17 protein-coding genes are annotated in these 22502 nt (G+C 72.6%); 10 read left to right on the top strand and 7 right to left on the bottom strand.

The window, feature by feature from the left end; genetic code table 11:
* Nucleotides 1-227: 227 nt before the first annotated feature.
* Nucleotides 228-1589 (bottom strand): type I glutamate--ammonia ligase, encoded by a 1362-nt coding sequence (glnA, locus tag ACLJPL_RS01120; protein ID WP_003969536.1) that lies wholly within the window; start codon nt 1587-1589, stop codon nt 228-230.
* Nucleotides 1590-1832: 243 nt separating this feature from the next.
* Between glnA and ACLJPL_RS01125 the strand changes: the two genes are divergently transcribed.
* The 6 genes from ACLJPL_RS01125 to ACLJPL_RS01150 all read left to right on the top strand — a co-directional run bounded on the left by ACLJPL_RS01125 (nt 1833) and on the right by ACLJPL_RS01150 (nt 8224).
* Nucleotides 1833-2624: a DUF3105 domain-containing protein gene (locus ACLJPL_RS01125; RefSeq protein WP_411078733.1), complete on the top strand. Its 792-nt coding sequence runs from the start codon at nt 1833-1835 to the stop codon at nt 2622-2624.
* Nucleotides 2625-2722: 98 nt separating this feature from the next.
* Nucleotides 2723-3367 carry a DUF305 domain-containing protein gene (locus ACLJPL_RS01130; RefSeq protein WP_411079429.1) on the top strand — a complete coding sequence of 215 codons (645 nt, stop codon included), beginning with the start codon at nt 2723-2725 and terminating at the stop codon, nt 3365-3367.
* A 149-nt stretch (nt 3368-3516) separates the two neighbouring features.
* Nucleotides 3517-3942, top strand: a complete 426-nt coding sequence (locus ACLJPL_RS01135) for a CBS domain-containing protein (RefSeq protein WP_411078734.1) — start codon at nt 3517-3519, stop codon at nt 3940-3942.
* A gap of 84 nt (nt 3943-4026) precedes the next feature.
* Nucleotides 4027-4599 carry a hypothetical protein gene (locus tag ACLJPL_RS01140; RefSeq protein ID WP_411078735.1) on the top strand — a complete coding sequence of 191 codons (573 nt, stop codon included), beginning with the start codon at nt 4027-4029 and terminating at the stop codon, nt 4597-4599.
* Nucleotides 4600-4672: 73 nt separating this feature from the next.
* Nucleotides 4673-6301 (top strand): multicopper oxidase family protein, encoded by a 1629-nt coding sequence (locus tag ACLJPL_RS01145; protein WP_411079430.1) that lies wholly within the window; start codon nt 4673-4675, stop codon nt 6299-6301.
* Between the two features lie 168 nt (nt 6302-6469).
* Nucleotides 6470-8224: an NAD+ synthase gene (locus ACLJPL_RS01150; protein WP_411078736.1), complete on the top strand. Its 1755-nt coding sequence runs from the start codon at nt 6470-6472 to the stop codon at nt 8222-8224.
* 229 nt (nt 8225-8453) lie between these two features.
* Here the strand turns inward: ACLJPL_RS01150 and ACLJPL_RS01155 are convergent, their stop codons facing one another.
* From ACLJPL_RS01155 to ACLJPL_RS01170, 4 genes are all read right to left on the bottom strand, one after another.
* Entirely contained in the window at nt 8454-9716 is a 1263-nt protein-coding gene (locus ACLJPL_RS01155; RefSeq protein ID WP_411078737.1) for an MFS transporter, read from the bottom strand.
* A 176-nt stretch (nt 9717-9892) separates the two neighbouring features.
* Nucleotides 9893-10918 (bottom strand): endonuclease/exonuclease/phosphatase family protein, encoded by a 1026-nt coding sequence (locus tag ACLJPL_RS01160; protein ID WP_411078738.1) that lies wholly within the window; start codon nt 10916-10918, stop codon nt 9893-9895.
* 167 nt (nt 10919-11085) lie between these two features.
* A complete protein-coding gene (locus ACLJPL_RS01165) occupies nt 11086-11820 on the bottom strand; it encodes a TetR/AcrR family transcriptional regulator (protein ID WP_411078739.1) in 735 nt (244 codons plus the stop codon).
* 175 nt (nt 11821-11995) lie between these two features.
* A complete protein-coding gene (locus tag ACLJPL_RS01170; RefSeq protein ID WP_411078740.1) occupies nt 11996-13636 on the bottom strand; it encodes an MFS transporter in 1641 nt (546 codons plus the stop codon).
* A 184-nt stretch (nt 13637-13820) separates the two neighbouring features.
* Here ACLJPL_RS01170 and panB point away from each other — a divergent pair, with 184 nt between their 5' ends.
* The 3 genes from panB (at nt 13821) to ACLJPL_RS01185 (ending at nt 16796) form a co-directional block, all read left to right on the top strand.
* Complete coding sequence (gene panB, locus ACLJPL_RS01175; RefSeq protein WP_411078741.1) at nt 13821-14777, top strand: 3-methyl-2-oxobutanoate hydroxymethyltransferase; 957 nt, start codon at nt 13821-13823, stop codon at nt 14775-14777.
* 139 nt (nt 14778-14916) lie between these two features.
* Entirely contained in the window at nt 14917-15939 is a 1023-nt protein-coding gene (locus tag ACLJPL_RS01180) for an ATP-binding cassette domain-containing protein (RefSeq protein ID WP_411078742.1), read from the top strand.
* On the top strand, nt 15936-16796 hold the full coding sequence (locus ACLJPL_RS01185; RefSeq protein ID WP_411078743.1) for an ABC transporter permease: 861 nt from the start codon (nt 15936-15938) through the stop codon (nt 16794-16796). The genes ACLJPL_RS01180 and ACLJPL_RS01185 overlap by 4 nt, the downstream gene beginning before the upstream one ends.
* 22 nt (nt 16797-16818) lie before the next feature.
* Here the strand turns inward: ACLJPL_RS01185 and ACLJPL_RS01190 are convergent, their stop codons facing one another.
* On the bottom strand, nt 16819-20202 hold the full coding sequence (locus ACLJPL_RS01190) for a BTAD domain-containing putative transcriptional regulator (protein ID WP_411078744.1): 3384 nt from the start codon (nt 20200-20202) through the stop codon (nt 16819-16821).
* A gap of 363 nt (nt 20203-20565) precedes the next feature.
* Here ACLJPL_RS01190 and ACLJPL_RS01195 point away from each other — a divergent pair, with 363 nt between their 5' ends.
* Entirely contained in the window at nt 20566-21372 is an 807-nt protein-coding gene (locus ACLJPL_RS01195; protein ID WP_411078745.1) for a site-2 protease family protein, read from the top strand.
* Nucleotides 21373-21387: 15 nt separating this feature from the next.
* Here ACLJPL_RS01195 and ACLJPL_RS01200 read toward each other — a convergent pair whose 3' ends face one another.
* Nucleotides 21388-22404: a DUF3533 domain-containing protein gene (locus ACLJPL_RS01200; protein ID WP_411079431.1), complete on the bottom strand. Its 1017-nt coding sequence runs from the start codon at nt 22402-22404 to the stop codon at nt 21388-21390.
* Nucleotides 22405-22502: the final 98 nt, after the last annotated feature.

Raw genomic sequence — 22502 nt, forward strand, 5'->3', positions numbered from 1 at the left:
TCCCCTTGCCACTCGCACTCTCCCCTGCCGGGCGAAAGCACGTGAACTGCACCCTGCGGTCCTGCCCCATGATGGCGCATGGATTCCCTTGCCACCGGCGGTTGTCGGGGGATGAGGGGAGGGCGAGGGCGGGGCGGTGGACCACTTCGGGCCGGCGGTGGAGTCACCGCCGGCCCGAAGCCGCGTAACAGGCGCTGCGACAGCGCCCGGCCTGTCCGCCCCCGCCGCTACAGCACCGGCAGCAGGTTCTTCAGCTCGAAGGCCGTGACCTCGCTGCGGTACTCCTCCCACTCCTGCTTCTTGTTGCGGAGGAAGAAGTCGAAGACGTGCTCGCCCAGTGTCTCGGCGACCAGTTCGCTCTTCTCCATGAGGGAGATCGCCTCGCCCAGGTTCTGCGGGAGCGGCTCGATGCCCATCGCGCGGCGCTCCGCGTCGGAGAGGGCCCAGACGTCGTCGTCGGCGCCGGCCGGGAGTTCGTAGCCCTCCTCGATGCCCTTGAGGCCCGCGGCGAGCAGGACCGCGTAGGTGAGGTAGGGGTTGGCGCCGGAGTCGATGGAGCGGACCTCCACGCGGGCCGAGCCGGTCTTGCCGGGCTTGTACATCGGGACGCGGATGAGGGCGGAGCGGTTGTTGTGGCCCCAGCAGATGTACGAGGGGGCCTCGCCGCCCGCGCCGGCCGCGCGGGAGGAGCCGCCCCAGATGCGCTTGTAGGAGTTGACCCACTGGTTGGTGACGGCCGAGATCTCCGCCGCGTGCGTCAGCAGGCCCGCGATGAACGAGCGGCCCACCTTGGAGAGTTGGTACTCCGCGCCCGACTCGTAGAACGCGTTGCGGTCGCCCTCGAAGAGGGAGAGGTGGGTGTGCATGCCCGAACCCGGGTACTCCGAGAAGGGCTTGGGCATGAACGTGGCCTGCACGCCCTGCTCCAGCGCCACCTGCTTCATCACCAGGCGGAACGTCATGATGTTGTCCGCCGTGGAGAGCGCGTCCGCGTACCGCAGGTCGATCTCCTGCTGGCCGGGTGCGCCCTCGTGGTGGCTGAACTCGACCGAGATGCCCATCGATTCGAGCATCGTGATCGCCTGGCGGCGGAAGTCCATGCCCACGTTCTGCGGGGTGTGGTCGAAGTAGCCGGAGCTGTCCGCCGGGGTCGGGCGCGTGCCGTCGACCGGCTTGTTCTTCAGGAGGAAGAACTCGATCTCGGGGTGGGTGTAGAAGGTGAAGCCGAGGTCCGAGGTCTTGGCGAGGATGCGCTTGAGCACGTAACGCGGGTCGGCGAAGGACGGGGAGCCGTCCGGCATCAGGATGTCGCAGAACATCCGCGCGGTGCCGGGGGCCTCCGCACGCCAGGGCAGGATCTGGAAGGTGCCCGGGTCCGGCTTGGCGATCATGTCCGATTCGTACACCCGGGCGAAGCCCTCGATGGCGGAGCCGTCGAAGCCGATGCCTTCGTCGAATGCCTGCTCCAGCTCTGCCGGGGCCACGGCGACGGACTTGAGGAACCCGAGGACGTCGGTGAACCACAGCCGCACGAAGCGGATGTCGCGCTCCTCAAGGGTCCTGAGGACGAATTCCTGCTGCTTGTCCATTGCCACATCCTTGCAGTTCAGACGGTCCGTGCACCACCGCCCGGGGTAGGGGGACACTTCAGTATCGCGACCCGGGATTTCCCCCAGATTACGCACACGGTGTGAGAGGGAGCACCCGGCCACCCACTACGATCGGCGACCGTGGCGCGCGGGGGCGGTGGCCGCCTTCCCCGCCCGTCCGCGCGCATCGGTCAGCGCGCCTCCGGCCGTCTCCCCCACCCTTTCGCAGAAGGACTCGACGCCATGAGTTTCGACCCCCGTGATCCCCGCGACCCCCGTGGTCCCAGCGCCCCCCACGACCCCCGGTACGGCGCCCACCCCCCGTACCCCCCTCAGCCCCCGCACCCTCCGCAGGCCGGCGGCAGTGCGCGCTCCTCCCGTGCCCGGGCCCTCGTCCTGGGGCTCGGCGCAGCCGTCGTGGCCGCCGCGGTGGGCTTCGGCACGTACCTGATGCTGGACACGGCCGAGGCACGGAACGGGGCGCAGGAGAAGTCGGGGGAGCAGACGGGGGAGAACCGTGCGGGCGGCTCCCCCGCGCAGGACGACAAGCAGCCCGGCGGGAACGGGAGCGACACCGGCGGAGCCATCGAGGGGCTCGAGTCCTGGGACGCGAGCGAGCTCGGGCGCAAGCACGTGGCCGGGGCCGTGGACTATCCGATGAAGCCTCCTGTCGGCGGCGACCACAACCAGTCCTGGCTCAACTGCGACGGCGACGTATACGAAAAGGCCGTCCCGGACGTCAACGCGGTCCACTCCCTGGAACACGGCGCGGTCTGGATCACCTACAACGACCGGGCCGCCGCCGCGGACGTCGCCAAGCTCGCCGAGCGGGTCCGGAGCACCCCGTTCACCCTGATGAGCCCCTACCCGGGCCAGGAAGGCGCGATCATGCTCAGCGCGTGGGGGAAGCAGGTGACGGTGGACAGCGCCGAGGACGGGCGCGTGGACCAGTTCCTCGCGCAGTACGTCCAGGGCAAGCAGACCCCGGAGTTCGGCGCCCCGTGCACCGGCGGGCTGGCGACGGTGCCGCAGTGACCGCCGTACGAGGGCGTGCGGAGCGGGGCGAGGGCCACGGCGAGAGCGACGGCGACGGCGAGAGCGGGGAGCGGCTTCGGACCCGGCGGACCCGGCGGGTGCGGTGGGTGGCCGGAGCCGCCGTGGTGCTCGCCCTGCTCCTGGCGGGGGCCGCCACCGTCGCCTCCGCGCGCGGTGACGGGGAGCCCGGTGTGCCGGCCACCGGTTCCGCCGACGCCGGGTTCGCCCGGGACATGGCCGTGCACCACCAGCAGGCCGTGGAGATGTCCTTCATCGTCCGCGACCGCACGGACGACGAGGACGTACGCCGCCTCGCCTACGACATCGCCAACACCCAGGCCAACCAGCGCGGCATGCTGCTGGGCTGGCTCGACCTGTGGGAGCTGCCGAAGGTCGCCCCGGGCGGGGAGAAGCCCATGGCCTGGATGGGCGACGGCGCTCAGGGGCACGGTGGCCACGGGGAGCATCACGGGGGCCCCGCGGGGGCGTTGATGCCGGGCATGGCCGGCAAGGACGAGCTCAAGCGGCTCGGGAGCCTCAAGGGTGCGCGGGCCGAGGTCTTCTTCCTCCAGTTGATGACCGACCACCACAAGGGCGACGTCGCCATGGCGGAGGCGTGCGCTTCGCTGTGCACCGTCCCGGCGGAGAAGCGGCTCGCCGGGGGCATGGTCGAGGGTCAGCAGTCCGAGTTGGGGCTCATGCGCGACATGCTGGCCGCGCGCGGGGCGAAGCCCCGTACCTGAGGCGTGGCCGTACGCCGGGCGTCAGCCTTCGCCCTCGTACCAGTACACCCGAACGGGTGATTGCGGTCGCGCGCCCGGAGCGGGCCCGTGACGATGGGTTGCGCTCGGGGCCGTACGGCAGTGCCATCGGCACGCAGGAGGAAAACCCCATGACGACCGCCAAAGACATCATGCACAGCGGGGCCCGCTGGATCCCCGCCCACGAGACGCTCGACCGTGCGGCGCAGCTGATGCGTGAGCACAACGTGGGCGCGCTGCCCGTCTCGGCCAACGGTGATTCCGACCGGATGGTCGGCATCATCACGGACCGCGACATCGTCGTCGGCTGTGTGGCCATGGGCCACGACCCCTCGAAGGTGACCGCGGGCGATCTCGCCCAGGGCACGCCGCGCTGGATCGACGCGGGGGCGGATGTGAACGCGGTCCTGGAGGAGATGCAGAACCACCGCATCCGCCGGCTGCCCGTCGTGGAGAACAAGAAGCTGGTCGGCATGATCAGCGAGGCCGATCTCGCGCAGCACCTCACCGAGGAGCAGATCGCGGCCTGGGCGGAGAAGGTCTACTCCCGCAGCTGAGCGCCCCCGCCTTTCGCGGCCCGGCATCCCCAGGGGTGCCGGGCCGCCGCCTGTCCTTATACCCACCGGGGGTAGGGTGGCGCCATGGCCGGCACGGGTGGCGGGGTGCGGAGCGGGAGCGGGAGCGTGATGTACGGGCAGCTCCTGCTGCTCGCCGCGCTGCTCTTCGGCATCGTCACCATGCATACGGTCGGACATCCGGCCGAGCACGCGGACCGTGGGGCCGCCGCACCCCCAGCGGCCGTGGCCATGCCCGCACTGCCCGTGGCCGGCGCAGCACCCCCGATGCCCGTGGCCGTGTCCGACACCGCGCACCCGATGCCCGTGGCCGTGTCCGGCGCCGCGCACCCGATGCCCGTGCCCGTGCCCGTGGTTGAAGCAGCGACCGCGCCGGCCGCCGGGGCCTCCTCCGACGCGGGCCACCCCTCGCACCACTCCCCCGACGACGCCCCCATGAGCGGCATGGACCCGCTCTCCGTCTGTCTCGCCGTCCTCGGCGTCTGGGGTCTCGTCGTCCTCACCGCGCGGCTGTTCGGGCTGCGCGCGGACGGGCGGACGGGCGGTACGCCCATCGGTGCGGGACTCCTGCGCGTGCCGCGGCCGAACCCTCCTCCCCCGATATCGGTGCTCGCCGGCATTTCGGTGCTGCGCATTTAGGACGGGGCGTCTCACCTCCGCCCCTTCCCGAACCAACCAACAGCTGCTCTTCAGAGGTGTCTTCAGCATGCCCATGGACCCCACCCGACCCACGCACTCCACCCGCCCCACGCAACCCACCCGACGCGCCCTGCTCGGCGCCGCTCTCGCCGTCGCCGGTACGGGAGTCCTCGCCGCCTGTTCCGGCGGTGGCGGCCACGACGGCTCCCACTCCCCCGGCGGTGTCCAGGACCCGGGCGGTACGTACGTCTCCCCCGGCGGCAAGGAGGTCGCGGCGGCCGAGGCGGCGCGCGGCTCCGGCCCCGTGCGCAAGGTCTCCCTCACCGCCACCCGTACCCGGCTGGACCTCGGCGGCGGCGTCACCGTCCCCTCCTGGGCGTACGGCGACCGGCTGCCCGGGCGCGAGGTGCGGGTGACCGCCGGCGACACGCTCGACCTCACCCTGGCCAACCACCTCCCGCAGCCCACCTCGATGCACTGGCACGGCCTCGCCCTGCGCAACGACATGGACGGGGTCCCCGGGCTCACCCAGCGGGACATCGCGCCGGGGGCCGGCTTCCGCTACCGGTTCGCGGTGCCGCATCCGGGGACGTACTGGTTCCACCCGCACTCCGGCGTCCAGCAGGACCGGGGGCTCTACGCGCCGCTGATCGTCGAGGACCCGAAGGAGCCGTTGGCGTACGACAAGGAGTGGGTCGTCGTCCTCGACGACTGGGTCGACGGGGTGGCGGGGTCCACTCCGGACGCCGTGCTGGAGGAGCTGTCCGGGGGGATGGGCGACGGCGGCGGGATGGATCATGGCGCGCACTCCATGTCCGGTTCCGGCGAGGACGATCCGGACGGCCGTGGGCCCTCGCGGATGACGATGGACGCCCGCAGTGAGCTGCTCGGCGGCGACGCCGGTGATGTGGCCTATCCGTACTACCTCGTCAACGGGCGGGTGGCGGACGATCCGGAGACGTTCCGGGCGCGGCCCGGTGAGCGCGTTCGGCTGCGGATCATCAACGCCGGCGGCGACACCGCCTTCCGCGTCGCGCTCGGCGGGCACCGGCTGACGGTCACCCACACCGACGGCTTCCCCGTCCGGCACACCACGGGGGACGCGCTGCTGCTGGGGATGGGCGAGCGGTACGACGTCCTCGTCACCGCCGGGGACGGGGTCTTCCCTCTGACCGCCCTCGCGGAGGGCAAGAAGGCCGGAGGGAAGGAGGCGTCGGCCCTCGCCGTGCTGCGGACGACCGGGAGCGGCGCCGCGCCCACCGCCTCCGTACGGCCCAGGGAGCTGGACGGGAAGCTGGTCGAGGCGGGGCGGCTGGTTCCGGACGAGTCGGCGGCGCTCGCGGCACGTGCGCCGGACCGGACCATCCGGATGCGGCTCACCGGCGGGATGGCGGAGTACGACTGGGCCTTCGACGGACAGCCGTACGCCGCCGGGCAGCGCAGGCCGATGGAGGCGGGCGAACGCGTGCGGCTCGTCTTCGACAACGGGACGGCCATGTGGCACCCGCTGCATCTGCACGGGCACACCTTCGCGCTGGCGGGGAACGCCGCCGGGGCGCGCAAGGACACCGCGATCGTGCTGCCGCACCGGTCGCTGACCGTGGAGTTCGACGCCGACAACCCGGGGCTGTGGATGGTCCACTGCCACAACGTCTACCACGCGGAGGCGGGGATGATGACGGTCCTCGGCTATCGCCACTGAACGGTTCTCGGCTATCGCGACTGAACGGTTCTCGGCTATCGCGACTGATGTGACGTCTTCAGCAGGTCAGGCCGGAAAGCACCTCTGACCTGCGCCTTCGGTGGGCCGGGTGAGATTTTGCCCGGCCCGCCAGGACATCGCGTCAGAAAGACGATTACACTGGGCCGCGTGCCTCAACTACGCCTCGCACTGAATCAGATCGACTCGACCGTCGGTGACCTCTCCGGCAACTCGGAGGCGATCGTCCACTGGACCCGGCACGCCGCCGAACAGGGCGCCCACCTGGTGGCGTTCCCCGAGATGGCGCTGACCGGATACCCCGTCGAGGACCTGGCCCTGCGGTCGTCCTTCGTGGAAGCCTCGCGTCAGGCGCTGCGTGCGCTGGCCGCCCGGCTCGAAGCGGAGGGCTTCGGCGAGCTGCCGGTCGTCGTCGGCTACCTGGACCGCTCCGAAGAGACCGCCGAGCGGTTCGGGCAGCCGGCCGGTTCCCCGCGCAACGCGGCGGCCGTGCTGCACCGGGGGCGGATCGCGCTCAACTTCGCCAAGCACCACCTGCCGAACTACGGGGTGTTCGACGAGTTCCGGTACTTCGTGCCGGGCGACACGATGCCCGTCGTACGGGTCCACGGCATCGACGTGGCCCTCGCGATCTGCGAGGACCTCTGGCAGGACGGCGGGCGCGTCCCCGCCGCCCGGTCCGCCGGGGCGGGGCTGCTGCTGTCGGTCAACGCCTCGCCGTACGAGCGGGACAAGGACGACAGCCGGCTGGATCTGGTCCGCAAGCGGGCCCAGGAGGCCGGCTGCACGACCGCGTACCTGGCGATGATCGGCGGGCAGGACGAGCTGGTCTTCGACGGCGACTCGATCGTCGTCGACAAGGAGGGCGAGGTCGTCGCCCGCGCCCCGCAGTTCTCCGAGGGCAGTGTCATCCTCGACCTGGAACTGCCCGCCGCCGACGCCGTCGCACCCTCGGGCGTGGTGGACGACGGGCTGCGCATCGACCACGTGGTGCTGTCCGACCGGCCCCTGGACGCGTACGAGCCGGAGCTCGCGGGCGGATACGCGGAGCGGCTGGACGACGAGGAGGAGGTCTACTCGGCGCTGGTCGTCGGGCTCCGCGCGTACGCCGCGAAGAACGGTTTCAGCAGTGTGCTGCTCGGGCTCTCCGGCGGGATCGACTCGGCGCTCTGCGCGGCCATCGCGTGCGACGCGCTCGGCGCGGGGAACGTGTACGGCGTCTCGATGCCGTCGAAGTACTCCTCGGACCACTCCAAGGGCGACGCGGCCGAGCTGGCGCGGCGGACCGGGCTCAACTTCCGTACGGTGCCGATCGCGCCGATGTTCGACGCGTACATGGGGTCGCTGGAGCTCAGCGGGCTCGCGGAGGAGAACCTCCAGGCGCGGCTGCGCGGTACGACGCTGATGGCCATCTCCAACCAGGAGGGGCAGATCGTGCTGGCGCCGGGCAACAAGTCGGAGCTGGCGGTCGGTTACTCCACGCTGTACGGGGACGCGGTCGGCGCGTACGGGCCGATCAAGGACGTCTACAAGTCGTGGGTCTTCCGGCTGGCGAAGTGGCGCAACCGGGCCGCCGAGGAGCGGGGCCAGACCCCGCCGATCCCGGAGGCGTCGATCACCAAGCCGCCGAGCGCGGAGCTGAGGCCGGGGCAGGTCGACACGGACTCGCTGCCGGACTACGACGTGCTCGACGCGATCCTGGAGCTGTATGTGGACCGGGATCAGGGGATGGACGCGATCGTGGCGGCCGGGTTCGACGCGGAGCTGGTGGCGAAGACGTTGCGGATGGTGGATACGGCGGAGTACAAGCGGCGGCAGTATCCGCCGGGGACGAAGATCTCGCCGAAGGGGTTCGGGAAGGACCGGCGGTTGCCGATCACGAATCGTTGGCGCGAGTCGTCGTAGCGGGGGGTGGTCACCGGGGGCGTCCGGTGGCCGCTCTTCGTCCTCAAGCGCCGGACGGGCTGGGGTGGCCCGACTTGCCCCGGGGGCGACGTGGCCGCGGGCCCGCCCGGCCTAACGGGTCCGTCCTCAAACGCCGGACCGGCTTGAAGGGGTGCCGGACCGGCTGGGATGGCCCGACTGGCTCGGAGGCGACGTCGCCTCAGGCCCGCCCGGCCCAACGGTTCCGTCCTCAAACGCCGGACGGGCTGGAAGGGGTGCCGGACCGGCTGGAGGTTGCGGCCGCCCGGGCCGGGGGCTTGTCCTCGGGTGCCGGACCGGCTTGGTGGGCCACCACCCTCGACGTCCGGCCCGTCCCCCGGTCCAGGCAGCCCGCCGTGGCCGCCACTGTCAGGCCGATGACCGCCAGGACCGCGCCCACGAACGCCGGGGACGTCCAGCCCCAGCCCGCCGCGATCGCCACGCCGCCCAGCCACGCGCCGCCCGCGTTGGCGAGGTTGAAGGCCGAGTGGTTGGAGGCGGAGGCCAGGGTCGGGGCGTCCTTCGCCTTGTTCATGACCAGCATCTGGAGCGGGGTCGTCGTCATGAACCCGACGCCGCCCAGCAGCACCACCATCACCAGTGCCGCCCACTGCACGTGCACCGTGAACGGGAACACCACCAGGACCACCGCCAGCGCGCCGAGCGAGCCGTACAGCGTCGGGCGCAGCGCCCGGTCCGTGAGCGGGCCGGCCGCCAGTGCGCCCAGGGTCATCCCGATGCCGAAGAGGGCGAGGACCACGGTGACGGAGGACTCGCCGAAGCCCATCGCCTTCGTGGTCATGGCCGAGAGGTACGAGTACACCGCGAAGACCCCGGCGAAGCCGAAGACGGCCGTGAGCAGGCCCAGGAGCACCTGGCGGTTGCCGAGGGCGCGCAGCTCGCGGCGGACGTCCTGGTGGGCCTCGACCGGGATACGGGGCACCAGGCGGGCCAGGGCCGCCATCGCGGTGAGGCCGATCAGGGCGACGACCAGGAAGGTGGCCCGCCAGCCGAGGTGCTGGCCGAGCAGGGTGGCGGCGGGCACGCCGACGATGTTGGCGACCGTCAGGCCGAGGAACATCGTCGCCACCGCCCGCGCCTGGCGGCCCTCGGCGACCAGCCGGGCGGCGACGACCGCGCCGACGCCGAAGAACGCCCCGTGCGGGAGTCCGGCGAGGAAGCGGCCCGCGAGCAGCCAGCCGAAGTCGGGGGCGAGCGCCGAGGCCAGGTTGCCGATGGTGAACAGCGCCATCAGGAGCAGCAGCATCTTCTTGCGCGGGATGCGGGAGCCGAGGCCGGTGAGCAGGGGCGCGCCCAGGACGACGCCGATCGCGTACGCCGATACGAGGTAGCCGGCGGTCGGCACGGACGTGCCCAGGTCGTCCGCCACGTTGGGCAGCAGGCCCATCATGACGAACTCGGTCGTGCCGATGCCGAAGGCGCTCACGGCCAGGGCCAGCAGGGCCAGAGGCATGGGGAGGGACCTTTCACGGTGGAGCGGGGGCGCCCGGAGGCGGAGTACGGGCAGAACAGAGCCGTCGCCTCGGAGCTGGCTCCGGGCGACGGCTGGTACCGCTTATGTAAGTGACTGGAACAAATTGTCGCAGACGTTTTGTGCCGCGAGGTGAACGGCCGGTTGCGCGGCCGTGGTCACAGCTCCACGCGCGCCGCGATCGGCAGGTGGTCGCTGTCGGTGGCCGCCAGGGTCCAGGAGGACTTCGGCTCGACGCCCTTGACCATGATCTGGTCGATCCGGGCCATCGGGAACGAGGCGGGCCAGCTGAACCCGAAGCCGTCGCCCGCCGCGCCCTGGGTGGAGCGCATCTGGGAGGTGACGGCGTTCAGGGAGCGGTCGTTCATCGTGCCGTTGAGGTCGCCGAGCAGGACGACGCGCTCGACCCGCTCGTCGGCGATGGCCTCGCCGAGGGCGTCGGCGCTGTCGTCGCGCTGGTTGGCGGTGAACCCGGCGTGCAGTTTCACCCGGACCGAGGGCAGGTGGGCCACGTACACCGCGACCTCGCCCTGGGGCGCCTTGACCGTGGAGCGCATCGCCCGGGTCCAGCCCATCTTGATGTCGACGGGCCTGGTGTTGCTGAGCGGGTACTTGCTCCACAGCCCGACCGTGCCCTGGACCGAGTGGTACGGGTAGCGGACGGCGAGCGACTTCTCGTACGTCGACACCTGCCCGCCCGGCAGTTCCTGGAGGGCCACGACGTCCGCCCCGGAGCCCGCGACCTGCTGGGCGGTGCCGGCGGGGTCGGGGTTGCCCGCGTTCACGTTGTGGGTGGCGACGGTGAGATCGCCGCCGGTGCCGGACTTGTCGGTGATCAGGCCGCCGAAGATGTTGAGCCAGACCACGGCGGGCAGCAGCAGGGCGATCAGCGCGGTCGCGGAGCGCCGCACCAGCGCCAGGAGCAGCAGCACCGGGACGAACAGCGCTATCCACGGCAGGAACGTCTCGATGAGGCTGCCGAGGTTGCCGACCCGGTTCGGGACCCGCGCGTGGACGATCATCAGCAGGGCCAGCAGCACCGAGCAGATCGCCAGCACGATCCCGCGCCGCCAGATCCCCCGGTCCCGGGCGAGTCTGTCGCGCAGGTCCCGGAAGCGGGATCCGGTGGGCTTCGGCTGCTCCGCGCTTCCGTTGCCCGTGTCCGCTCCGTACGCCTGCACCATCGCACTCGTCCTCACTGCCTTGCTCCGCACCATCGCCGCGCCCTCGACCCTAGGCGATGAACGGCGTCTTTCCTGCCGCCGACGACGGCCCTTCCGTCAGCAGGACGAGCGGAGCGGGATGAGAGGTTCCGGTCCGGGGCGGTCGGCGGGGGCTTGTGACAGAACGATCACACTCGGCGCGCCGCCCCGGAACGCGCCCCGCCCGGCCCCTCCTCGGAGGCTCTTCGGCCGCCGGTCGCCGCGGCGGGGGCGAGTCCCTGGAGCAGCGCCGTGATGATGCGGTCGGCGAGGTCCTCGGGGAGGGGGGCGTCGGGGCGGTGCACGGTACGGACGAGCATCGGGCCGACGAAGAGGTCGTCGATCAACTCCACGTCGAGGTCGCCGCGCAGCTCCCCCGCGGCGACGGCCCGCCGCACCGCCTCCAGGATCGCGAGGCGCCGGGGGCCGATCACCGTGGCGTGGTACTCGTCCCACAGCTTCGGGTGGCTCTTCATCTGGGCGAAGATGTTGTGCAGGAGCACCGAGGAGCGCTGGGCGAGGCCCCGGGTGCGCAGGGACTCCAGCAGGACGCGCAGGTCCGCGAGGCCGGCGGTGCCGGAGACGGGCGGGTCGACGGGCTCCATGTCCCGTACGACGTCGACGAAGAGCTCTTCCTTTCCGGCCCACCGGCGGTAGATGGTGGCCTTGCCGACGCCCGCCGTGCGCGCGATGCGTTCGATGGAGAGGCCGGCCAGGGGTTCGCCCGCCTCCAGGAGGGCGATGACGGCGTCCAGGATCGCCCGCTCCACGGCGGCGCTGCGGGGGCGGCCCCGGCGGGGCTCGGGGTCCTGCGCCCCGTCGCCCCGCGCGTCACAGTCCTCCCGCGCGTCGTGCCGGTCCTGCTCGCCGTCCTGGTCCCGCACCTGAAGCCGCCTTTCGCCGTGCCGTCGTACGACCGTCGCCCCGATTCTCGCCGACCGGCGAGGCACGGGACGACGGCCGCCGCAAGCCGGACGACGAGACCCGGTGCGCCGGACGGCCGCGCTCGGCGCTCGGGACGGCGACGCCCCGACGCCCGGGACGACGTCCGCCGGCCCGTCAGCGGCCCACCGGCTCCTTCGCCGGCCGGTCCGCGGGCTCCTCGGTGACGGCCGGCTCCCGGCCCGGCAGGTACAGGCCCACCACCAGCGCGCCGACCAGGGCGACGGCCGCCGAGCCGAGCGCGGTCACGTGCATGGCGCTGATGAACGCGTCGGCAGCGGCGGCGGCCAGAGGCTTTCCGGCCACTGGGCCGAGCTTCGCGGCGACGCCGAGCGTGGCCTCGATGGACTCCCCCGCCACGTCCCTGGCCCCGGCCGGGACCGCGCCGAGGTGGCCCTCGATGTCCCCCCGGTAGACGGTGGAGAGCACCGAGCCGAGGACCGCGATCCCGAGCGCGCCGCCGACCTGGCGGAAGGTGTTGTTGACGGCGGATCCGGAACCGGCCTTCTCGCGGGGCAGCGCCTGCATCACGGCCACCGTGACGGGCGGCATGATGTGCGCCATCCCGGCGCCCTGGACGAAGAAGACGAGGCACAGCACCCACACCGGCGTACCGGCGTCGAACAGGGCGAACGACGCGAGCCCGGCGGCGACCAGCAGCATGCCGACCGTGCAGACCGCGCGGGCCCCGAAGCGGTCCACGACCAGCCGGGCCCGAGGCGCGAAGATCATCTGGGCGACGGCGAGCGGAAGGATCAGCAGGCCGGACTGGAGGGCGCTGTAGCCGCGCACGCTCTGGAGGTAGAAGGCGGAGAAGAAGGTCACGCCCATGAGCGCGAAGAAGACCAGCGCTATGGCGGCGACGGCGGCGGAGAACGCGGGCTTCCTGAAGTACGTGATGTCGATCGCCGGGTGGCTGCTGCGCTTCTCGTGCCAGACGAATCCGGCCAGCACCAGCAGTCCGCCGGCGATGGAGAGCAGCACGGTGGCGTCGGTGAAGTCGGCCAGCTCGCCGCCCCGGATGATCCCGTACACCAGCAGGACCAGCCCGACGATGGAGAGCACCACGCCCGGCGGGTCGACCTTGCCGGGCTTCGGGTCGCGGGAGTCCGGGACCAGGATCACCATGGCGACCAGGGCGAGCACCACCACCGGGACGTTGACGAGGAAGATCGAGCCCCACCAGAAGTGCTCCAGGAGCAGCCCGCCGGTGATCGGGCCGATCGCGATGCCGAGGCCGACGCTGCCCGCCCAGATGCCGATGGCCTTGGGCTGTTCGTCGCGCTCGAAGACGTTCATCAGGACCGCGAGGGTGGCGGGCATCACGAAGGCCGCGCCGAAGCCCATCAGCGCGCGCCAGGTGATGAGCTCCCCGGGCGAGGCGGAGAACGCGGCCAGGGCCGAGCCGAGGCCGAAGACCAGGATGCCGAAGAGGAGCACTTTCTTGCGGCCGACGCGGTCGCCGAGCAGACCGGCGGTGAACAGGAGCCCGGCGAAGACGAGCGTGTAGGAGTTGATCGCCCACTCCAGCTCGCTCTGGGTGGCGCCGACGCCGGTGGGCGCGGGGCTGGCGATCGTCTTGACCGCGACGTTCAGGATCGAGTTGTCCAGCACCACGATGAGCAGGCTGAACATCAGGACGGTGAGGATCCACCAGCGGCGGCGGTGGACCGCCTCGGGTATGCGGGGCTCGGCGGCGGGCGCGGACGAGGGAGCCGAGCCGGCGGAGGCCGAGGCGGAGGAGGACGGTAGGGACATGGGAGCGAGCCTAACGCCATTTCGATACGAGACCGTCTCGTATTGTAAAAGCTTTGCCCAACAGTCTCCGGCCGACAGGGGGCCTTGCGGGCCCACTTCCCGTTTGCCCGGGCGGGATGCCACCATGGAAGGGATCCGGGGACGCCGTCAGGGCGCCTCGAGATGACGAAGGAGTTCACCAGCCATGTCGCTTCAGGCTGCACAGAATCCGTCCGCACCGAATCCGTCCGCACAGGACTCGCCCGGACAGATCCCTTCCGCACAGGACTCGCCCGCACAGACCCCGCCCTCGCCCGCAGGCGCCTCCCCCGACAACGGCAAGGCGCTGTACGGAGGGAAGTCCACCCGCCGCATCACCGTCCACGACATCGCCGCCGCCACCGAGCGCGGCGAGAAGTGGCCGATGCTCACCGCCTACGACGCGATGACCGCGTCCGTCTTCGACGAGGCGGGCATCCCGGTCATGCTCGTCGGGGACTCGATGGGCAACTGTCACCTCGGCTACGAGACCACCGTGCCCGTCACCATGGACGAGATGGCCATGCTGTCCGCAGCCGTCGTACGCGGCACCAAGCGCGCCCTCATCGTCGGTGACCTCCCCTTCGGCTCGTACCAGGAAGGCCCCGTCCAGGCGCTGCGCAACGCGACCCGGCTGGTCAAGGAGGCGGGCGTCGGCGCGGTCAAGCTGGAGGGCGGCGAGCGGTCCCACGAGCAGATCCGGCTGCTGGTCGAGTCGGGCATCCCGGTCATGGCCCACATCGGCCTGACCCCCCAGTCGGTCAACGCCATGGGCTACCGGGTGCAGGGGCGGGGCGAGGAGGCGGCCCAGCAGCTGCTGCGCGACGCCAAGGCGGTCCAGGACGCGGGGGCGTTCGCCGTCGTGCTGGAGCTCGTACCGGAGGAGCTGGCCGCCGAGGTCACCCGCACGCTGCACATCCCGACCGTCGGCATCGGCGCGGGTTCCGCGACCGACGCGCAGGTGCTCGTCTACACCGACATGGTCGGGCTGACCGGCGGCAGGACGCCGCGCTTCACCAAGCAGTACGCGAACCTGCGCAAGGTGCTCGGGGACGCGGCGAAGGAGTTCGCCGACGAGGTCGTGGGCGGCGCGTTCCCCGCGCCGGAGCACACCTTCCACTGATCCACCGGCCCTCCGGGGCCCGCACCAGCCATTTCCCGCACCACCGACAGCCCGCCGACATCCCCCATCGGCGGGCTGTCGCGCGCGTCCGGACCCGTGTCGGCGGACTGTCGGTGAGCTGTCGGCGGGCGCTGGTCCCATGGTGGACATGGAACGAATCGACACGAACCCCGGGAGCGGCAGGAACGCCGTCGAGGTACGGGGGCTGGTCAAGCACTACGGCGAGACCAAGGCACTGGACGGCGTGGACCTCGACGTCCGCGAAGGCACCGTCCTCGGCGTGCTCGGCCCCAACGGCGCGGGCAAGACCACCCTCGTACGCTGCCTCTCCACCCTGATCACCCCCGACGCCGGACACGCGGTCGTCGCGGGCTACGACGTGGTGAAGCAGCCCCGTCAACTGCGCCGCCGGATAGGGCTGACCGGGCAGTACGCCTCCGTCGACGAGAAGCTCTCCGGCTGGGAGAACCTCTACATGATCGGGCGGCTGCTCGACCTGCCCCGCAAGCAGGCGCGGGCCCGCGCGGACGAGCTGCTGGAGCGGTTCTCGCTCACCGACGCCGCCAAGCGCGCCTCCATGGAGTACAGCGGCGGAATGCGCCGCCGGCTCGACCTGGCCGCCTCGATGATCGGCAGCCCGTCCGTGCTGTACCTGGACGAGCCGACGACCGGGCTCGACCCCCGTACCCGCAACGAGGTCTGGGACGAGGTGCAGCGGATGGTGGCCGAGGGCGCGACCGTCCTGCTGACCACCCAGTACATGGAGGAGGCCGAACAGCTCGCCAAGGAGCTGACGGTCATCGACAAGGGGAAGATCATCGCCCGGGGCGGGGTCGACGAGCTGAAGGCCAAGGTCGGCGGCCGCACCCTGCACATCCGGCCCTCCGACCCGGCCGAGCTGGCCGCGATGGCCCGGGCGGTCCGGGAGGCCGGACTCGACGGGGTCGCCGGGGCGCAGGCCGTGCCGGATGAGGGGCTGCTGTACGTGCCCATCCTCAGCGACCAGCAACTGACCGCCGTCGTGGGGCTGCTGGGCGCCCGGGGGTTCTCCCTCGCCCATATCTCCACCGCCCTGCCCAGCCTGGACGAGGTGTTCCTCGCGATCACCGGCGACAAGGCGTCCCCCCTCACCGACCCGGCTATCCAGGAGGTCGCCGCATGAGCACCACCACCCTGACCCCCGCACCCGCCGGGTCCGCGGGCGGCGCACCGTCGAAGGCCGTGGCGGCCGAGGAGGGCCGGATCGGGCCGCGGGCCAACCTGCGGCACATCGGGGCCCTGGTGCGGCGCAATCTGCTCCAGATCAAGAAGGACCCGGAGTCGATGTTCGACGTCCTTCTGATGCCGATCGTCTTCATCGTGCTCTTCGTGTACGTCTTCGGCGGCTCGGTCGGCGCCAGCCTCGGCGGGAACCGGCAGGAGTATGTGAACTACCTGGTGCCGGGGTTGATGGCGATGATGGGCATGAACATCGCCATGGCGGTGGGCACGGGCGTCAACGACGACTTCCGCAAGGGGGTCATGGACCGGTTCCGGACGATGCCCATCTCCCGCTCCTCGGTGCTCGTCGCCAAGATCGTGGTCGAGATGGGCCGGCTGATGGTCGCCACGCTCATCCTGCTGACCATGGGGTTCGCCCTCGGCATGGAGCTGAACGGCTCGGTGTTCGGGCTCATCGGAGCGGTCGCGCTGGCGGCGGCCTTCGGCGCGGCCATCATGTGGATCTTCATCCTGCTCGGGCTGACCATGAAGACGGCCCAGGCGGTCCAGGGCACGACGATGCTCGTGCTGATGCCGCTCCAGTTCGGCTCGTCGATCTTCGCGCCGACGCAGACCATGCCGGGCTGGCTCCAGGCGTTCACCGACTACAACCCGCTCTCCAATCTGGCGGACGCGGCGCGCGCGCTCATGCAGGGCCTCCCGGTCGGGAACTCGGTCTGGTGGACGCTCGCCTGGGCCGCCGGGATCACGGTGGTGATGGCGCCGCTGGCGGTCGCCAAGTTCCGCAGGAAGACCTGAGCCCGGCGGGATGCCGAAGGCGTCAGCGGTACGCCTGCGCCAGGGCGGTGGCCTCGTCGAGGGTGAGGCCGCCGCCCTCCTCGTACGCCGCCGTGTACGTCTCGTCGTCGAGCCGGGCGCGTACGGCCTCCTCGGCCTCGGCCAGGGTCCGGCGCTCCATCGCGGTCAGCACGTGCCCCGGAGGCAGGAGCGCCGCCTGGAGGCCGAGCATCCGGGCGGCGGTCTCCGGGGCCCCGGGGGCGTCGAGTCCGGCGAGCGCCCTGGCGATGGTCATCAGCTGCATGGACGCCATCTGCGGGGCCATCATCATCGACAGCCGTTCCTGGGAGCGGCCCAGCGCGGTCAGGGCGGCGGTGAGCGCAGAGGCGTACGCGCCGGTGAGGTTGTCCAGCCAGGCCAGCACCCCGAGCACGAATCCGTCGAAGACACCGACCGTACGGGAGCTGAACTCCTCGCGCAGCAGGTCCACTTGCTCACGCGCCTCCGCCACACGGCCCTGGCGTCCGAGCAGGAACCCCAGGTGCAGCCGGGCGGTCGGCATCGCCTCGTGGCCCGCGGACCGCACGCCGTGGACGATCTCGCGCAGGATGGCCTCGGCCTCGTCGAAGCGGTCGAGTTCGGTGAGGGCTCCGGCGTAGCGGGCCCGCAACACCGCCACCTGGGCCCGGGCGCCGAGCGCCTGGGCGTAGTCGATCGCGGCGAGGTAGTCCTCGGCGGCCTCGGTGAACCGGCCCCCGCGTTCGTTCGCCTCGCCCCGCGAGGAGAGCGCCTCGGCGGCCCCCCAGGCGTCGCCGAGCCGGGCGAAGATCTCCAGGCTCTCGTCGGCGTCGGCCAGCGCCTCGCCCGCCCAGTCGGGGCGGTTGGCCAGGATCTTGGCGCGCATCTCCAGCGCCGCGCCGAGCTCCCACTCGTAACCGAACTCCCGGGAGGCGCGCACGGTCTCGCTCATCAGCTCGCGCAGCTCGTCGACCTCGCCGGCCATCAGGACCGCGAACATCCAGAGCGAACCGGGCGTACGGCAGGTCTGCGGCTGCCCGGGCCGGTAGGTGCGGGCGATGATCCGCATCCGCTCCTGGCCCTGCGGGGTCAGCCACTCGTCCATCGCGTGGTCCACGCTGACCAGCTGGATCAGTCCCACCCCGCGCCGCGCCTCCGCCACCTGCTCGGGCTTCCACGGCGGCGGCAGGTCGGTGGTCCGCTCCAGCAGGGAGGGGGCCCGGACGCCGGGCGGGGCGAAGGGGTCGGGGCCGAGCGCGGCCACCGCCGCCGCCCACTGGCGGGCGTCGGCGCTCAGGTCGCGCATCATCCAGTACCAGGACAGCGACAGCACGAGGCAGAGCCCCTCCTGCTCCTCCCGGGCGGCGACGGCGTGGCGGAGCGCGGTGCGCAGGTTCTCGTACTCGCGCCGGAAGAGCTCGATGGCCTCCCGCTGGCCGGCGCCGCGCAGCTTCGGTCCGGTGGTCCGGGCGAACTCCCGGTAGTGGACCAGGTGGCGGCGCTCCACGGCGTCCCGCTCGCCCGCGTCCGCCAGCCGCTCGGCGGCGTACTCGCCCACGGTCTCCAGCAGCCGGTAGCGCATCTCGGCGTCCTCGCCGGGCGCGGCGACGACGAGGGACTTGTCGACCAGGGACCCGAGCAGGGCCGCGACGTCGAGGGAGTCGACGCTCACGCCGTCGCCCGGGGCGGGCAGCGCGCAGACCTCCTCGGCGGCGGCGATCCCGCAGCCGCCGGCGAAGACGGAGAGCCGGCGCAGGACGGCCCGTTCGGCTCCGTCCAGCAGCTCCCAGGACCAGTCGACGACCGCGCGCAGGGTCTGCTGGCGGGGCAGCACGGTCCGGCTGCCGTTGGTGAGGAGGCGGAAGCGGTCGTCCAGCCGGTCCGCGATCTGGCGGGGGTTGAGCATCCGCAGCCGGGCGGCGGCCAGTTCGATGGCGAGCGGCAGCCCGTCGAGCCGGCGGCAGATCTCGGCGCAGGCGGCGGCGGTCTCCTCGTCCGCGTCGGTGCGGAACCCGGGCCGGGCGGCGGCCCCGCGCTCGGCGAGGAGCCGCAGCGCCATCGGGTCGGGCAGCGGTTCGACGGGGCGGACGAACTCGCCCGGCACGCCGAGGGGTTCGCGGCTGGTGGCGAGGACGGTGAGCTGGGGGCAGTGGGCGAGGAGGTGGTCGGTGAGGGCGGCGGCCGCCTCGATGACGTGCTCGCAGTTGTCCAGCAGGAGGAGCAGCCGCCGCCGGGAGCAGTACTCGGTGAGCCGTACGAGGGGGTCGCCGGTGTCGTGTTCGGCGACGGCCCGCAGCTCCTCGGCCCCGGCCCCGCGCAGCACGGTCTCCCGGGCCCCGAGCGCGCTGAGGACCGCCTCGGGCACGGCGTCGGGTTCGTCGACGGGGGCCAGTTCCGCCAGCCAGACCCCGTCGGGCCAGTCTCCGGCGACGGCCTCCGCCGTCTCCTGCGACAGCCGCGTCTTGCCCGCGCCGCCGGGGCCGAGGAGGGTGACGAGGCGGGTGCGGGTCAGGTCCTCGCGCAGGGCGGCGATGTCGGGGTCGCGGCCGACGAAGCTGGTGAGCCGGGCGCGGAGGTTGCCGGGCGGGGGCGGGGAGGCCGGGCGCGCGGGCGGGGAGGCCGGGCGGGCGGTGGGCGGCTCGCCGGGAGCGGGCCGCGGCGCGGAAGGCTTCAGGGGCCCGGGCCCGGCTTCCTGGTGGAGGAGCTCCCCGTACAGGCCGCGCAGTTCCGGCCCCGGGTCGGTGCCGAGGCGTTCGGAGAGTACGGTGCGGACCTCGTCGTACGCCGCCAGCGCCTCGGCCGTACGCCCGGTGTCCCGCAGGGCCCTGACGCGCAGGGCCTGGAGCGGTTCGTCCAGCGGGTGGGCGGCGCAGAGCGCGGCCAGCTCCCACAGCGCCTCCTCGCCCCGGCCGAGGGTGCGCAGCGCGTCCAGCCGGGCCCGCCGGGCATCCAGCCTGCGGGACTCCAGACGGGAGGCGGACGCCGTACGGTCGGGCAGGTCGGCGAGCGGCGGCCCGTCCCAAAGCGCGAGGGCCTCGTCCAGGACGGCGACGGCCCGGTCCGCCTCGCCCTGCTCCAGCGCCCGGCTCCCCTCCCCCGCCAGCCGCTCGAAGCGGTGCAGGTCCACGGCGTCGGGCGCGGCGGCGAGCCGGTAGCCGCTCTCCACGGACTCGACGGCGCTGCGGCCGAGCGCCCGCCGCAGCCGCCCGACCAGCGCCTGGAGCGCACCGGCCGCGTCGGCGGGCGGGTCGCCGTCCCACACCTCGTCGACGAGCACCCCGGCCGGGACGGCCCGCCCGGGGTGCAGCGCGAGAACGGTGAGCAGGGCGCGCAGCCGCGCCCCGCCGAGGGCGACGGCCGTACCGTCGTCGCGGAGTGCCCGGGTGGTGCCGAGGATGCAGTAGCGCACGGGCCCATTGTCCGCGACGGGCGCGGTCGCGGTGTTGACAGGGGTGCGGGGTTGGCCGGGTTCGGGGTTGACCGGGGTTCGGGGGTGGCCGGGGCAGGGGGGCCGGGTCGCCCGTGGTGGTGGCGTCGCCGTGCTGAAGGGTAGCCGCGTGGAAGGGTCGCCGTGGTGGCCGGGCCGCCGCGTTGAAGGGTCGCCGCGTCGCGGTGCTGAAGGGTCGTGGGGTTGACCGGGGGAACTCCCGGCCGGGCCGTCGTCGTTCCCGCCGTGCCGGCGTATCCGCAACCGTCAGCCGTCGCCGTCGCCGTCCCGCCCAGCCCAGCCCAGCCCAGCCCAGCCCAGCCCAGCCCCAGGAGTTGCATGCCGATGACCACCGCAGCCACCCGCGGGGACCGGAGGATCAGCCCGGTCTTCCTCGGGATCACCGCCGTCACCGCCGTCGCGGGCTGGGCCGTATGGACGGGCTTCGCGGGCGCCACCGGCTTCGCGGTCTTCCTCTTCGTCACCGGGGCCTGGATCGTCTCGCTCTGTCTCCACGAGTACGCGCACGCCCGCACGGCGCTGCACAGCGGGGACCTCTCGGTCGGGGCGAAGGGCTATCTGACGCTCAACCCCCTCAAGTACACCCATGCGCTGCTGAGCGTCGTGCTGCCGGTCCTCTTCGTGATCATGGGCGGGATCGGGCTGCCCGGCGGGGCCGTCTACATCGAGCGGGGCCGGATCCACGGCCGCTGGAAGCACAGCCTGATCTCAGCGGCGGGCCCGCTGACGAACGTGGCGTTCGCGATCGTCTGCACGGCCCCGTTCTGGCTGGACGCGCTCGACGGGGTGCCGCTCGCCTTCCGGTACGCGCTGGCGTTCCTGGCGATGCTCCAGGTCACGGCGGCGATCCTGAACTCCCTGCCGATCCCGGGGCTGGACGGCTACGGCGTGATCGAGCCCTGGCTCTCGTACCGGATCCGGCGTCAGGTGGAGCCGATCGCGCCGTTCGGGCTCATCGCCGTGTTCGCCATCCTGTGGATCCCCGGGGTGAACATCGTGTTCTTCGACGGGATCGACGCGCTGCTGCGCGGCCTGGGCGTCGACGGGGCTCAGCGGTACTGCGGCTATGACCTCTACCGCTTCTGGCGGGCGTTCTTCGACGAGCAGAACCCGGTGTGCGCGGTGGGCTGAGCCCGCGGCGCGCCCTCACACGGCGGCGGTCGCGGGCTCCGTACGGGGTCCTGACCGCCGCCCCTCGCGCAGGGCGGCGGCCAGGATCGCCACCGCCACCCCGCCGAACGCCCACGCGCCGAGGATCCACAGGGCCCCGGTGGTGGCGTTGCCGTCGAAGTAGACGGTGTTGCGGACCACCGTGGTACCGGCTCCCGGCGGCAGGGCCTGGCCGATCGCGCTCCAGAACGGCGGCAGCAGCGAGGACGGGTACACCCCTCCCGAGCTGGGGTTGCCCAGGATCGTGAAGATCAGGATGGTCAGGCCCAGGCCGACCGTCCCCGCCACCGACTGGAGGGCGACGCCCACCGCCCCGGAGGCGAACACCACCAGGGCGCCGATGCCGACCAGCTCCCAGAACGCGCCCGGCAGGCAGTCCAGCACCGGGCCCACGATGATCGCGCCGCCGATGCCCGAGACGAGGCCGTACGGCAGCATCGCCGTCAGCCGGACCAGGGTGCGGCGCAGGGTGGGCTTCTTGGAGCCGGCCGCCATGTTCAGGGCCGATGCGGCGAGATAGCCGCCGATGGTCCAGCTGAGGACGAGGTAGAAGGACGACAGGCCCCGCGAGTCGCCGGCGGCGGGTGGGCGGATGTCCCGGACGACGATCGCGCGGTCCTGCGCGCGGGCGACCTCCTGAAGGATCTCCGTGGCCGCCGTGGTGGCCGAAGGGCCGCCCGCCGAGGCGACGATCAGGGTGTCGGTGCGCCCTGCCGGGTCCACGACGAGCGCGGCGTCGGTGCTCCGGTCCAGCAGCCGCGCCCGGGCCTCGGCACGGTTGGCGACGGGGGTGACGTGGAGGGGGTCGCCGGGCAGCGCGTCGAGGCGGGCCACAAGGTCCCGCTCGACGGCGGGCGGCGCGACGAGGGTGATCGGCACCTGGTGCGGCTTGGGCGCGTGGAAGGCGCCCATGTAGGAGAGGGCGAAGCCCAGCTGGAGCAGGAGCACTCCGAGCATGACGAGCGCGGAGCGGGTGGAGACGGCGTCGCGCACCTCCCCGAGGAAGCCCCTCGCCCCGGTGTCCGCCCGTACCGTCGACCCCCGACCGTCACCCCGCGCCCCGTCGCCCCGGGCCCCGTCGCCCCGGGCCC

The organism is Streptomyces sp. cmx-18-6 (assembly GCF_046548915.1).
Taxonomy (GTDB): Bacteria; Actinomycetota; Actinomycetes; order Streptomycetales; family Streptomycetaceae; genus Streptomyces.

What these genes read in the sequence shown, in the direction of transcription:
- glnA (WP_003969536.1), bottom strand. Translation starts at nt 1,589, where the DNA reads ATGGACAAGCAGCAGGAATTCGTCCTCAGGACCCTTGAGGAGCGCGAC.
- ACLJPL_RS01125 (WP_411078733.1), top strand. Translation starts at nt 1,833, where the DNA reads ATGAGTTTCGACCCCCGTGATCCCCGCGACCCCCGTGGTCCCAGCGCC.
- ACLJPL_RS01135 (WP_411078734.1), top strand. Translation starts at nt 3,517, where the DNA reads ATGACGACCGCCAAAGACATCATGCACAGCGGGGCCCGCTGGATCCCC.
- ACLJPL_RS01140 (WP_411078735.1), top strand. Translation starts at nt 4,027, where the DNA reads ATGGCCGGCACGGGTGGCGGGGTGCGGAGCGGGAGCGGGAGCGTGATG.
- ACLJPL_RS01145 (WP_411079430.1), top strand. Translation starts at nt 4,673, where the DNA reads ATGGACCCCACCCGACCCACGCACTCCACCCGCCCCACGCAACCCACC.
- ACLJPL_RS01155 (WP_411078737.1), bottom strand. Translation starts at nt 9,716, where the DNA reads ATGCCTCTGGCCCTGCTGGCCCTGGCCGTGAGCGCCTTCGGCATCGGC.
- ACLJPL_RS01160 (WP_411078738.1), bottom strand. Translation starts at nt 10,918, where the DNA reads ATGGTGCAGGCGTACGGAGCGGACACGGGCAACGGAAGCGCGGAGCAG.
- ACLJPL_RS01170 (WP_411078740.1), bottom strand. Translation starts at nt 13,636, where the DNA reads ATGTCCCTACCGTCCTCCTCCGCCTCGGCCTCCGCCGGCTCGGCTCCC.
- panB (WP_411078741.1), top strand. Translation starts at nt 13,821, where the DNA reads ATGTCGCTTCAGGCTGCACAGAATCCGTCCGCACCGAATCCGTCCGCA.
- ACLJPL_RS01180 (WP_411078742.1), top strand. Translation starts at nt 14,917, where the DNA reads ATGGTGGACATGGAACGAATCGACACGAACCCCGGGAGCGGCAGGAAC.
- ACLJPL_RS01185 (WP_411078743.1), top strand. Translation starts at nt 15,936, where the DNA reads ATGAGCACCACCACCCTGACCCCCGCACCCGCCGGGTCCGCGGGCGGC.
- ACLJPL_RS01195 (WP_411078745.1), top strand. Translation starts at nt 20,566, where the DNA reads ATGACCACCGCAGCCACCCGCGGGGACCGGAGGATCAGCCCGGTCTTC.